The 13,976-nt window shown below is 64.6% G+C and carries 6 protein-coding genes; 2 read left to right on the forward strand and 4 right to left on the reverse strand.

Annotated elements, in window-relative coordinates; genetic code table 11:
* Positions 1-37: 37 nt before the first annotated feature.
* Positions 38-2,086: an acyltransferase family protein gene (locus AC5RVB_RS00670; RefSeq protein ID WP_494141714.1), complete on the reverse strand. Its 2,049-nt coding sequence runs from the start codon at positions 2,084-2,086 to the stop codon at positions 38-40.
* A gap of 305 nt (positions 2,087-2,391) precedes the next feature.
* On the opposite strand from AC5RVB_RS00670, the gene AC5RVB_RS00675 reads away from it, so the two are divergent.
* Entirely contained in the window at positions 2,392-6,417 is a 4,026-nt protein-coding gene (locus tag AC5RVB_RS00675; protein ID WP_494141715.1) for an FtsK/SpoIIIE domain-containing protein, read from the forward strand.
* Here AC5RVB_RS00675 and AC5RVB_RS00680 read toward each other — a convergent pair.
* Positions 6,414-6,842, reverse strand: coding sequence for a hypothetical protein (locus AC5RVB_RS00680; RefSeq protein WP_494141716.1), 429 nt, complete (start codon positions 6,840-6,842; stop codon positions 6,414-6,416). The two genes, AC5RVB_RS00675 and AC5RVB_RS00680, sit on opposite strands and share 4 nt — an antisense overlap.
* Before the next feature lie 371 nt (positions 6,843-7,213).
* On the opposite strand from AC5RVB_RS00680, the gene AC5RVB_RS00685 reads away from it, so the two are divergent.
* The gene (locus AC5RVB_RS00685; protein WP_055239553.1) at positions 7,214-7,462 is read left to right on the forward strand and encodes a WhiB family transcriptional regulator; all 249 of its coding nucleotides are present in this window, start codon (positions 7,214-7,216) and stop codon (positions 7,460-7,462) included.
* A 117-nt stretch (positions 7,463-7,579) separates the two neighbouring features.
* On the opposite strand, the gene AC5RVB_RS00690 is transcribed toward AC5RVB_RS00685, so the two are convergent.
* Positions 7,580-9,061: a sensor histidine kinase gene (locus AC5RVB_RS00690; RefSeq protein ID WP_227903492.1), complete on the reverse strand. Its 1,482-nt coding sequence runs from the start codon at positions 9,059-9,061 to the stop codon at positions 7,580-7,582.
* Positions 9,062-9,073: 12 nt separating this feature from the next.
* Positions 9,074-13,909 (reverse strand): NAD-glutamate dehydrogenase, encoded by a 4,836-nt coding sequence (locus tag AC5RVB_RS00695; RefSeq protein ID WP_494141717.1) that lies wholly within the window; start codon positions 13,907-13,909, stop codon positions 9,074-9,076.
* Between the last annotated feature and the right edge of the window lie 67 nt (positions 13,910-13,976).

Genomic DNA, 13,976 nt, shown 5'->3' on the forward strand with positions numbered 1-13,976 from the left:
AAGGTTAGCCGACAATCCGGATAGCCATTGCTGGCTCCTACCAGCCGACTGCTTCTACAAATCGCCGTTCAAACTCGGAAGCCGCCGATCGTACGTACTGGCCCATGAGGTGATCATCGTCGATATAGACAAAGATGTTGCCTATGGCAGGACGACAGAGACCGTCGGGACACACCATGTCCGTGAAGTCAACAAAGCGCACATCAGTTTCAGACACACCCTCCGGCGGCGTCGGATCCAAGACCTCCGTGAGTTGCACCTCACATTCAGCTGAGTCCTCGCCCACCTCATATGCACAATCCGTTGGCCTGAACGTAAACCGCGGCGTATCCCTTATGCCGACCAACTGGATGCCGTTGTTCCTAAGCACCGCGGCTGTGTCACTAAGCCCCTCGACTGGGACGTCGCGCGGGCCCGCAACTGTTGATCGGGTGGCAAGGGTAAAAACTGCGTCGGGGCGGAGGGTGAGCGCATAATCGAGTGCCGCAACGTTGAAGCGGTCGCATTCACTCTCCCCACCGTTGCTCTCGGTGCCGCTGAAGTTACATCCGGTCAGTAGCAGTGAGATCACTCGATAGCCGTTTTTATCGGCCATGGTATTCACTGCTGGAAGCCAATGCTCGGCATGTGAGCTGCCTATGACGAGGATGGTTCGGTCATAACCTGCTTCTGGCATTGAATGACTGCATTGCTTCGCAAGGAGGTCGTCTGTGGGGCCGTCCGTCAGAGTATCGCAGCCAGGTGTCTTCATCGAGCTGCCACCCCATTCCCCTCCACCAGGTAATGGCAGGGTCGGAGCGTTCGCGTCGGACTCATCAGTGTAGCCCGGGAGCAGTACCGCTGCTCCCGGGTTGTTGCGGTCGGCGTCAGCCGCCAGCCGGGCAGCCTCTATCTTGAGGCCACCCTGCCATCCTGCCAGTGGTACTGCTGCCAGCACGAGGCAAACTGCAATAGCCAGGATTCCGCGACTCTGCTTCTTCTCCACCCATGCCAGGGAACGCAGTGGCTTTTCCACGAACTTCGTGGTGAGGTACGCCAGGATAAGCGAGAGACCAATAATCGCCGTACCGCCAACCGGCCCGACTTCTTCCCTGCCCCGCCAGATCAAGTAGATAATCAGGACTGGCCAATGCCACAGGTACAGGGCATATGACATGTCGCCCAACCGAATGAGGGGTTTCCAGGACAGGAACCGGTCTGCACCGAACTTGCTCCCCGTCTGTCCTGCCAGGATCACGAGCGTCGCCGCCAATACAGGCCAAAGCGCCACGTATCCGGGGAACTGTCCCTGCACATCCAGGATGAATCCACCTGAGAGCATTGCCGCCAGACCGGTCCAACCTGCAGCTATCCGAACAGCCCTCGGGAGCCGGATATATGGAAGCGCCAGAACGAGCAATGTGCCGAAGGCAAACTCCCATAACCGGGCCCGAGTATCGAAGTACGCATAGGTCTGGTTGGTGTACGTCTCATAGATCGAAAACACGAACGATGCGGCGAAGACAGCACCGAAGACGCCGAGCACTGCATGCCTGAAGCGCACCTTCATGATGCGTGCAATGACGGTTGCCAACGCGAAAAGCAACGGCCACAGGATGAATACCTGCCCCTGTACGGACAGTGACCAGAAGTGCTGCAATGGGCTGGCCACACTCTGGTCAGTGGCGTAGTAGTCCACCGAGTTTTCAGCAAGCGCCCAGTTCTGGACGTAAAAAAGCGAGGACCAGCTCTGTGAGAGGATCTCACTCCATCTGCTTTTGGGGACGAATAGCGCTGTAGCAGTCAAAACACCCAGCAGCACCACAACCACGGCAGGCAGCAATCGCTTGAAGACATGTAGCCAATAGCGACCGATGTTCAGCGCACGCCCGGCTTCGGCCTTCCTGATGAAGGAAAGAGAGAGCAGGAAGGCTGAGATAAGGAGGAAAACGTCCACTCCGCCGGAGACCTTGCCAAGCCAGATGTGGTAACTGGCAACCATAAGGACGGCGAGCGCCCGGAGGCCCTGCACTTCCGGACGGTACGTACTTTTACGGCCTGTCCGCGGCGCTGCATCTACCGTAAGACCGGTTTTCAGGTGAGTCACGCATGCCTTTCTAAAGCGGTATTCACTAATGCAGTCTACTGCGGACGACTTGACCTTCCCTCCACACCCAACGGGCCCTCCCCTGCTTATCCACGGCTGCACACAGCAAACGTGACCAGAACTACGGTCTGCCTAGGCTATTCCTCACATGTCCACCTTCCGGCTGCGGCACACCGGGGGAATCAGCTGAGGCAGGTAAAAGTCGGGATACAACCCTTGGAGGGATATTGCAGCTCCATGTGACGCTGGCGAATGCGCCGGGCAGCCAAACAGGCTTCCGACCGGACCGGTCCGGTCTCTGTGAAGTGGTCATTCAGGCTGCTGCGGGAACCACAGGCCCCGGTATTGCCTCGCTGCTCACTGAGCGTTTCGGTGAAGCGGCTCTTTCCATCCATGGGCTTGCCCTCCAGGAGCTCACGCCCGGACAGCAGCCGTTCGTCAACGGCGCGGTGATCGTTCGTTCTGCCTGTCCCCTGTCCCCCGCGCAGGGGGCTTCCCGGGTTGTCCCCGGCCTGCCGGTGGCGCAGCTGCTGCTTGTGGTCTGCAGCGGGCCCGACGCCGGCAACATCATTGCGCTGCGGCGGGGCACCTACACCGTCGGCCGCACACAGCCCCCGGTGTTCGGCACGGCTCCGCTACGGGCAGGGCCCCGGATAGGAATCGCGGATCCGGCCCTCTCACGCAACCATGCACAGCTGGTTGTGGCGACCGATTCGGTCAGCATCCGTGATCTCGGCTCCGCCAACGGGACGTGGGTTGACGGCGGAAGAGTCCGGAAAGCGGTCCTGCACACCGGGTCGACCCTGCGGATCGGATACAGTACCTGCCGGTTGGTCCTGGCCGGCGCACCGATCCCGGAGCACCATGACTCCGGCCCTCAGCCGGAAGACCCGTTCAGCCCGCTGACGGTAAAGCTCCAGGAACAGGGCCAGAAAACCGGTCTGCTCCTGTTAGGCGCCCTGCTGCCGCTTGTGCTGGGGGTGGTCCTGGCAGTGGCGACCGGCATGTGGATGTTCCTCGCATTCAGTGCCCTGTCCGCAGTCACTGCACTGGTTGCAGCCGTTTCCGGCAGCCGACGGCGCCGTGAACAGGCTGCAACGGTTGCCGCGGCCGCCCGCGAGGACGCCCAACGCCGACGCCGGGCTGCCCCCGATCCGGGCACCACCGCGGTGCGGACCATGGTCGGGGCTGAGGCGTTGTCGCACAGTACCGGCCGGGACCGCCCGCCGCAGGCGCCGATGAAACCGCACGGCACAGGTTCCAGCTCTGATCCCTCCTGCGTTCCGGTGCGGATCGGAGCAGCGGACCAGGCAGCCAACCTGGAGGTTCACCCGGTACGTCCGGGTTTCGCGCCACCGCAGCTGCAGGACGCGCCTGTTGTCCTGCAGCTGGGACGGGACCGGGAGGTTTCGCTGCACGGACCAGAGGCCGGAGCGCTGTACCGGACCATCCTCCTCCAGGCCTCCGCCGCCGCAGGTGCGCGTTCAGAGGCACTGATCCTTTGTGCAGGGACCGCTGATGAGCTTGAGACCGATGGGAGGTTCCTGCCCGGCGTCACCCTCGCCGCGCTGCCCGAGGCATCCCGCTCGTCGCTGGCCGAGGCCGGTTCCCGCCTGCGGAAGCTGCTTCCTCCCTATCCCCGGTACCGTTCCGCGGTCCTGGTCCTGGGAGTCTGCGGGGCATGGGCCGGGTTTGCCGGGGAGCTGCGCGATGAACTGCCGGATGATTGGCGAACCGGAAGCACCGTCATCCGCCTCGGGGGCCCGCCTGCTGCTGTACATGTGTCGCTGGTCGCGGCCAGGGGCATCCTTACCCGGGGCTCGGACGCGCTTGAATTCCTCCCCGATCTTCTCCGTGCACCGGTTTTCAGCAGGCTCAGCCGTGCCCTGGGCGGGAGCGCGCCCTGCTCCGATTCCTCGCCGGAGGTACTTCCGCGGCGTCTGGCCTTCGATGCGTTTTTCGCTTCGGACCCCGGCGTCCTCCTGCGGAGCTGGCAGGAAAGAGGCCCGGATACGGCCGCACGGGACGGGCAGGACGGCGGGGCGGTCGTCGGGCTGTCCGCCACGGGTCCGGTAACCCTGGATCTGGACCGCGACGGCCCCCATTTCCTTGTTGCCGGAACCACGGGGGCGGGCAAGTCCGAGTTCCTGCGTGCCTTCATCACCGGGCTGGCGTCCATCCATCCACCGACTGCCTTCACCGTCCTCCTGATTGACTTTAAGGGCGGCTCCGGGCTCGGGCCGCTGGCGGCCCTGCCCCATTCGGTCGGCATCCTTACCGATTTCTCTGCGGAGAACGTGTCCCGGGCCCTTATCTCGCTGCGGGCGGAGGTCCGGCGACGTGAGGTACTGCTGGCCGACGCGGGGGCGGACAACCTCGGCGCCTACAACTCCGGCCGGCCGCCGCTGGAGCATCTTCCACGACTGCTGGTGGCGGTAGACGAATTCCGCATGCTGGCTGACGCGGTACCCGCTGCGCTGCCGGAGCTTCTGCGGATCGCAGCTGTGGGACGGTCGCTGGGTCTGCACCTGCTGCTGGCCACCCAGCGCCCGCAGGGCAGCATTACCACCGACATCCGCGCAAACATTGCCACAAGCGTTGCACTGCGCGTTCAGTCTGCCCCGGACTCCCGCGACGTCATCAATGCCGACTCGGCTGCCGACATACCGGCAGATCTGCCCGGACGCGCCTACGCGGGCATCAGCGGCCGTCCGGCCCTTTTGTTCCAGAGCCTGTCCACCGGCATGCGAAGCATAAACAGCCACTGCACGGTCCTGGAACTGGGCGAATACCTCACTGCGGGTCCGGCTCCGGACACCCAGGCGTCGACGGCCGCCGACACCGGAACGCTGTCCGGCATCTGCTCCGCCATCAATGAAGCAGCGGCCGCGGGAAATTACCCTGTTCCGTTCCGTCCCGTGCTGCAGCCACTGCCCACGGTCCTGACGGCATCATTGCTCGCTTCCGCGGCACACCTGCGCCAGGAGCCGGGGAAACTGGTCCTGGGGATCATGGACGAACCGAATCTGCAGCGCCAGCGGGCACTGGTCTGGCACCCCCGGCGGGACTCGCACATCGCCGTACTCGGCAGTTCCCGCGCCGGGACCTCCGACTGCCTTGCCCTGCTCGCCGGCAGACACCTGGAGGTCCTTCCAGCCAGGCATCTTTACGTGCTGGATTCCGATGGCAGCCTCTCATGGCTGGACGGCGCTGACCAGACGGGAGCCTACGTCGGAGCGCAGGATCCCAAGCGGGCCGCACGTGTACTGGCCTACCTTGCCTCCGAGCTCCTGCGCCGCATGGCGCCGGCAGCTGGCGGGCCCAGCGGAACGGTGCCACCCGGCATCACCGTCATGGTTACCGGCTGGTCCCGGTGGTGTACGGCCTTCCGTTCCGCTCGCGGACTCACCGGCGAAGAAGACCTGGCCGATCTCATGCGCGACGGGGAACGCGCAGACATCTGTGTGGTTATCACCGGCGATAGGGAAGTACTCAGCTCTCGGTTTTTTCCGCTGATCCCCAACCGCCTGTACTTTCCGGCAGACGCCAGCGCCGAGACACTGTTGCTCTGGCCGCGGCTTCCACCCATGGACCGGGTCCCGGGGCGTGCCCTCGTACAGGGAAGGATCGGAACCGACGAGGGATTGTCTGCCCAGCTCCAGGTGCCGGAGGCGGCCCCGAAAGCGGCGCCTCCCTTACCTGCGGCGGCCGCCCGGCCGCACCGGATCCAAAGCCTCCCGGGTGTCGTCAGCCCGGATTCCCTCGGACCGGCGGTATCCGCAGATTATGTACCGGTGGGAGTCAGCGGCGATGAGTTGGAGACGGCAACGGTCCGGATACCGCCGGCGAGCCTGTTCCTCGTCCTGGGTCCCAGGGGATCCGGAAGAACATCATTCCTGCATCAGGTCAAACGTGCCGCGCACACCTCGCTGGACAGTCGGCTGGTCACCGGGCCGGCTGACCTTTTGCCCGTAATCGACGCCCTGGACAGGACGGACGAACCTCCGGAAAGCATGCTGGTCCTGGTGGACAACGCGGATTCACTGCCTCCGCCCGCGCACCAGCAGTTGGCCGCACTCCAAGCCAAAGGAGTACGGCTTGTCCTTGCGGCCCTCCCGGGGCCGCAGCTGACGGTCCGGCTCCCCCTGGCCATGCAGATCCGCTCGGCACCCCGGGGTGTGCTCCTCGCCCCCGCGGGGCCCGCAGACGGAGACATCCTGGGCGTGCGGGTTGACCCGGCAACCCGGCATCCGGCTGGCCGCTGTTACCTAGTCGAGGGGCCGGTGGTCCGGGAAGCGCAGGCAGCGACAGCTACGGGGTCTTCCGGCTAATAGGCCTTGGTGTCATTCCCATCGGTCAGCCGCTTGGTATGTTCCAGAACCGGTTTGGTAAACAGCAGCAGCAGCACCGCGGCTGCGGGCAGGAGCAGACCCAGGCCCGCCAGCACCAGGCCGGCCTGCAGTGTCGGCACGGCGATGATCACAACAAAGAGCTGCCACACCATGGCGGCGGAGCGGGTCCATCGATAGCCGCGGAAGAAGAAGTGGCCGACAGCGAGCAGCCAGACTGCCAGCGCCACAGCGAAGACGAGGGTAAAAACGGCTCCACCGAGTGAGAGCGGGGTAGAGACGGCCAGCTGGTATCCGTACCACCCGGCGAAGGCGAGGAGGCACAGCGCCTCAAGTACCAGTACGGCAGCTATGACGAGTACTGCCGGGGGCCGCTTTGCCTGTGGTGCATTCTTAGGTCTTGACACATTGGCACACTACCGGACATAGTCTGATTGCGGCCATGTCGGGGGCGGCCGCAGCGGAGTCATCGGGGACCGGTGGACGTTCGGACGCATCGTCAGGCACACGCGGACAATGCCGAAAAACGTACTGCACCGGCGCGTCCCGGGACGGCTCCCGCCTGATAAATGACTGGGATGGCACACAAGACCTGTGATGCATCCCTCAGCCCTGAGGCCATATTTTCCGGTTGTTACCCCTTGTTTGCGTTCGGCTGACGTGCCACGCTAGATACAGGGAAATCAGGGGCCGAAACCGGCCCCTTTAGTTTGTAGTTGCTCGTGAATGTTTTCACAAACACGTAGGAGTCAACTTTTCAGAGGAGATAGTGATCAACATGGATTGGCGGAGCCGCGCAGCTTGCCTGGATAAAGATCCGGAGCTTTTCTTTCCCGTAGGCAACACCGGCCCGGCTCTTCTTCAGATTGAAGAAGCCAAGAGCGTCTGCCGGCGCTGCCCGGTGATCGATACCTGCCTCCAGTGGGCCATCGAAACCGGACAGGACGCCGGTGTGTGGGGCGGCATGAGTGAGGACGAGCGCCGCGCACTGAAGCGCCGCGCTGCCCGCGCACGACGCGCCTCATAACCGGGAAACCCCCTGCAAGCCGGCCACGCCGGCGCAAAGGGCCGCTGCCATGGGCAGCGGCCCTTTGCCGTACCTGCACCTTTCCGGCGCAGACGCCGTTTTCCAGCTACGCCGTTTCTAGGTACGCCGGTATTCGGTGTCCAGTCCCATTTCGATGGTCACTTCGGTGCCGCCGCCCTCGGCTGCAGACCACTCAATGGTCCCGTCCAGTTCGCTCTGGACCAATGTCCGGACAATCTGCAGGCCCAGGCCCTCCCGGCGTGGCTCGGGAGGCAGCCCCACGCCGTCGTCGGACACCGTGACAGTGAGCCGTTCCTCCCGGCCGGCCGGTCCGTGCCGCCGTGCAGCCAGACCCACCGTGCCGCGGCGCCCTGCCAGGCCATGCTCGACGGCGTTGGTCACCAGTTCATTGATCACCAGGGCAAGCGGGGTGGCCAAATCGCTGGGCAGCTCCCCGAACGAGCCCTCTCGCCGGGTCCTGACCTCCTGCGTAGGTGAAGCCACTTCGGCCGAGAGGCGGAACTGCCGGCCGATCAATTCGTCGAAGTCCACATTCTGCGTCAGCCCCTGTGACAGGGTTTCATGCACCAGGGCAATGGTGGAGACTCGTCGCATGGCCTGTGCGAGACCCTGCTTTCCCTCCTCGCTCTCCATCCGCCGGGACTGCATCCGCAGCAACGCAGACACGGTCTGCAGGTTGTTCTTCACCCGATGATGGATTTCGCGGATGGTCGCATCCTTGGAGACCAGCTCCATTTCCCGGCGGCGCAGCTCGGACACGTCACGGCAAAGTACCAGGGCGCCAAAGCGCTCCTTCTCGTCACGCAGCGGAATGGCCCGCAGCGACAGGCTGACACCTCGCGATTCAATCTCGGTGCGCCACGGCATCCTTCCGGTGACCACCAAGGGCAGCGTTTCATCCACCATCCGGCGGTCCTTCAGCAGCGCCGTCGTGATTTCCGCCAGGGACCGGCCCTCGAGCGTTTCCATATCCCCCAACCGGCGGAACGCGGAAACACCGTTGGGGCTGGCGTACTGCACCACCCCTTCGGCATCCAGGCGGATCAGGCCGTCCCCCACGCGGGGAGCGCCCCGGCGCGAGCCTGTCGGCGTCGCGAAATCCGGCCACAGCCCCAGGGTACCCATCCGCAGCAGGTCATAGGCACACTGCCGGTAGGTCAGCTCCAGGCGCGAGGGCATCCGGGAGCTGGAGAGGTCCATATGCGAAGTCACTACGGCGAGGGTCCTGCCGTTGCGGACAAAGGGGATGGCCTCCACCCGCATGGCCGTCTCGGCGGTCCAGCTCGTTTCGCTGGACCGCTCGATCTGCTGGCTCCGCCAGGCGGCGTCCACAAGCGGCAGCAGGTCAGCGCGGATGCGCTCCCCCACAAAGTCGCTGTGGAAGACCGTATGCGAGGTGGACGGACGGGCATGGGCCAGAGCCACATACCCGCCCTCCGGCACAGGGAACCACAGGGCCAGATCCGCGAACGCGAGGTCCGCGACCAGCTGCCAGTCCCCCACCAGCAGGTGCAGCCACTCGGCGTCACCGGGACCGAAGTCCGCATGGTCCTTGATCGGGTCGGTAAAAATTGCCACGTTTACTCCGGGCTAGCGTCGAACAATGGAGCGCAGCAGTCGCAGTGCTACCGAGAGCGAGGCCATGTCGTCCTGCTCCAGGCCGTTGACTTCCTTGAACATCTTCGTGGCCCGGCCCAGGTGATCCGCGTTTTCCTGTTCCCAGGTATCCAGCCGCTTGACCGGATCTTCTCCGGCCAGATGCGGTGTGGACTCCAGGACGGCGGTCGTCATGTCCGCCACGGTCGAGTACAGGTCATCGCGCAGGGCTGCCCGGGCCAGTGCCTGCCACCGGTCAGCGCGGGGCAGGTTCGTGATCCGGTCCAGCAGATCATCGATGCCGTAGCGGTCATAGACCGCGTAGTACACGGCGGCCACGGATTCGGCCGGCTCGTCGAACGCCCGGCTGACCAGGGCCACATCGAGGAGGCCAAAGGATTCGAACTGCTCGGCCCAGTAGCTGCCCAGTTCCTTCGGGATATCCAGTTCGCGGGCCTTCTCCTGCAGTGCTCCAACCCGTTCGGCGTCCGAGCCGCGCAGGTACCGGGTGAGGCCGGCCAGCAGCGGCTGGACAACCGGCTTGAACGCCTCGATGTCTTCGGCAATCGAGGTTCCCCGGCCAACATGGTTGACGAACCAGCGCAGCGCCCGGTCAAGCAGCCGGCGCAGGTCCAGATGCATCATGGACCAGGTGCTGGTGGGGAAGTCCGCCGGCAGCCCGCCAAGGTCCGCCAGGACTTTGTCGATCCCGTAGATTTCCCGGATGGCAATGAACGCCCGGGCGATCTCCGCCTCGCTGGCCGAGGTTTCCTCGATGATCCGGAAGGCGAAGGTGATGCCGCCAATGTTGATCATGTCATTGGCCACGACCGTGGAGATGATTTCCCGGCGCAGCGGATGGGAATCCAGCTGGTCGCCAAAACGCTCAACGATCTGCTTCGGGAAGTACCGCCGCAGGGTGCCCTCGAAGTAGGGGTCGTCGGCGAGGTTCGACGCCGTCAGGGCCTTCGTAAGCTCGATTTTGGCGTAGGCGGCAAGCACTGCGAGTTCCGGCGAGGTCAGGCCTTCGCCTGCAGCGATCCGGGCGTGCAGCTCGTCGTTTCCGGGCAGTGCCTCCAGCTGGCGGTCCAGATCCGCGTGTTCTTCCAGCCAGGCCATCAGCCGCTCGAAGCTCGGGCTCCAGTCCACTACGCGCTGGCGGTCATTGAGCAGCAGCATGTTCTGGTCAATGTTGTCCTGCAGGACCAGCTTGCCCACTTCATCCGTCATGGAGTGCAGGAATTCGGCCCGTTCGGCCGGGTCCAGCCGGCCTGCGGCAACCATCCGGTCCACGAAGATCTTGATGTTTACTTCGTGGTCCGAGCAGTCCACGCCGGCGGAGTTGTCGATGGCATCCGTGTTCAGGATGACGCCGGCACGGGCGGCTTCGATGCGGCCGCGCTGGGTCATGCCCAGGTTTCCGCCTTCGCCCACCACCTTGACCCGCAGGTCGCGTCCGTCCACGCGGATGGGATCGTTCGCCTTGTCTCCGACGTCGGCGGAGGTCTCCGTGGAGGCCTTCACATAGGTGCCGATGCCGCCGTTGTAGAGCAGATCCACGGGTGCCGTGAGGATGGCCTTCAGCAGTTCAGGCGGGCTCATCTTCTTTACCGAGTCGGACAGGCCGAGAACGGCGCGTACTTCCGGCGAGAGCGGGATGCTCTTGGACTGGCGCGGGAAGATTCCGCCGCCGGCACTGATCAGTGCCGAGTCATAGTCCGCCCAGGAGGAGCGGGGAAGCTCGAAGAGCCGCTGCCGTTCGGCGTGGGATGCGGCTGCGTCAGGGTTCGGGTCAAGGAAAATGTGGCGGTGGTCAAAGGCCGCCACCAGCTTGATGTGCTTGGAGAGCAGCATGCCGTTGCCGAACACGTCACCGCTCATGTCACCCACGCCCACGACCGTGAAGTCCTGGCTCTGGGTGTCGATGCCGAGCTCGCTGAAGTGCCGTTTGACCGATTCCCAGGCGCCCCGGGCCGTAATACCCATGGCCTTGTGGTCGTAGCCTACGGATCCGCCGGAGGCGAAGGCGTCGCCGAGCCAGAAACCGTATTCGGCCGAAATCGAGTTGGCGATGTCGGAGAAGGAAGCGGTTCCCTTGTCAGCGGCCACCACGAGGTAGCTGTCGTTGCCGTCGTGGCGGACCACACGCTCCGGCGGAACTACTTCCTCGCCGGATTCGGTCACCACGAGGTTGTCGGTGAGGTCCAGGAGCCCGCGGATGAACGTGCGGTAGCTGTTCTTGCCTTCCTCCATCCAGGCGCCGCGGTCCACTGAGGGGTCGGGCAGTTTCTTGGCGTAGAAACCGCCCTTGGCGCCGGAGGGAACAATCACCGCGTTCTTCACTGTCTGTGCCTTGACCAGGCCCAGGATTTCAGTGCGGAAGTCCTCCCGCCGGTCGGACCAGCGCAGCCCGCCGCGGGCCACTTCCCCGAAGCGCAGGTGTACGCCTTCAACCCGTGGCGAATAGACCCAGATTTCGTACTTGGGGCGCGGGAACGGTGCACCGTCGATCGCACCGGTGTTCAGTTTGAAACTGATGTACGGCTTGTCCTGGTAGTAGTTGGTGCGCAGGGTGGCATTGATCAGGGTGGCGAAGGTCCGCAGGACACGGTCGGCGTCGAGCGTGGGGACCTGCTCGAGCCCGCGCTCCAGCGCGGCACCGGCCTGTTCGACGGCGGATTCGCGAGCCTCCAGGTCCGGGTTAAACCGGCCGTCGAAGAGTGCCAGCAGGGCATGCGCGACGTCGGGGTTGGCCAGCAGGGTGCCTGCCACGAAACCGTAGGAGTTGGCCGTGCCGACCTGCCGCATGTACTTGGCGTAGGCCCGCAGGATTACGACCTGCCGCCACTGGATGCCCTGCTGGAGGATCAGCCGGTCGAATGCGTCGGACTCGGCGGTCCCGGACATTCCGGCACGGAAGGCCTCCGCGAGCAGCGGCCCCGTCTTCACCGGATCAACGCCCGCCGGGTACAGCAGCCCGAGATCGTACAGATAGAAGTTCGCGCCGTCGCCGCGACGGATTTCGAAGGGCCGCTCGTCCAGGACTTCCAGTCCAAGGTTGTGCAGGAACGGAAGGATCTGGGTCAGCGACTTCGGCTCGGTCAGATAGAGCTTGAGCCGTGCGTCGGCCTGGCCTTCCCCCTCGCCGGCTTCCGGGACGTAGACGAACAGCTCCGGCGCGGTTTCGGGCCGGGCAATCCGGGCTTCGAAACGGGCAATGTCCTCGAGTGCGTCCTCGACTTCGTAGGCCACCCGGTACGCGGCCGGGAAGGCGTCCGCCCACAGCGCGGACAGTTTTTCGGCGTCCTGGCGGGCGAACTTGGTCCGGACCACCTCTTCAATGCCTTCGGTCCAGGACCGCGTGGCCGTCACCAGCCGGGCCTCCAGGGCCGGGGTATCCACTTCGGTGATTTCCTGGCCGCGGGGCAGCCGGATCCGGAAGAAGAGCCGGGCCAGTGCGGATTCAGTCATCCGTGCTTCAAAGTCGATGGATTCGGCGTTGAAGGTCGAGCGCAGTTCGTCCTGGATGCGCAGCCGGACCGGTGTGGTGTACCGGTCCCTGGGCAGGAAGACCAGGGCGGACATAAACCGTCCGTAGATATCCGGGCGCAGGAAGAGCCGGGTGCGGCGGCGTTCCTGAAGACGCAGGATGGCCAGGGAGGTCTCCAGCAGGGCTGCAGGCTCAATCTGGAAGAGTTCGTCGCGGGGGTAGGTCTCCAGGATGGAGAGCAGGTCCTTGCCCGAGTGGGAATCCGCGGGGAAGCCGCAGGACCGCATCACTTCGCGGACCTTGTCACGGACGATCGGGATGCTGCGGACCGAACCCGTGTAGGCGCCGGTAGCGAAAAGCCCGATAAATCGGCGTTCGCCGTTGACGTTGCCCTGTTCGTCGAAACGCTTCACGCCCAGGTAGTCCAGGTACGCGGGACGGTGCACGCTGGAGCGGGAGTTGGCCTTGGTGATCACCAGGGCACGCTTCTCGCGGGCCTTGGCACGCCCGGCGCCGGTAAGCCGCTGGACCTTGCGGGAGGCCGAATGCAGCCGCAGCAGCCCCAGTCCGCTGTCCTCAGTGGGGCGGAGCGCGTCTTCTCCGTCTTCGGTGATGAGGTCGTATTCCCGGTAGCCCAGGAAGGTGAAGTTGCCGTTGTCCAGCCAGGTCAGCAGCTCCCGCGCCTGCTGCAGGTCGGGAATGTCCCGGGCGCCGGGGACGGTGTCCAGGGAACGGGCAATCTCGTGCACCTTGGAGCGCATGGCGGGCCAGTCCGAGACCGCAACCCGGACGTCGCCAAGGACCTTGGTCAGCCCGTTGATGAGTTCCGTGCGCTTGTCCTGGTCCGTGATGCGGGCGACCTCGACGGCGATCCAGGACTCAACGCGGGTGGTGCCGCCGTCGGTGCCGAGCAGGTCCGCGAGGTTCGGGAGAGCGGCGGTGTCGCCGCTGGATACACCCGCAGCGGCCGGGACCCGCTGCACGCGCTGGAGTTCACCGTTCCGCGGGTCGCGCGTGGCAAGGAAAATGGGGTGGACGACCAGTCGGATGGCGGCGTTGCGCCGGACCACTTCGGCGGTGACCGAGTCCACGAGGAACGGCATGTCATCGGTGACGATGAGCACCACACTGGTGTCCCCCAGGTCCACAACGTCCACTGCCGCAGTACCTTCGGCGCGGGTGAGCGCGAGTTCCATATGCTTCCGGGCCCGCTCCCGCAGCACCGACGGCGGATACGCCTGCGCATCTTCACGCGCCAGATGCTCGTAGTAATCCCCTATGAACTCGTCGAGGGAAGTGTCCGAACTTAAAAGATCCGCGATGCTGGATCCTGACGACATGTAATACGCCTCCGATAGTACTTACGTCCTGCTGCTCCGTTGCAGCTTGCTCTAATGAGCCTAGCCC

The organism is Arthrobacter sp. Y3225209 (assembly GCF_059090685.1).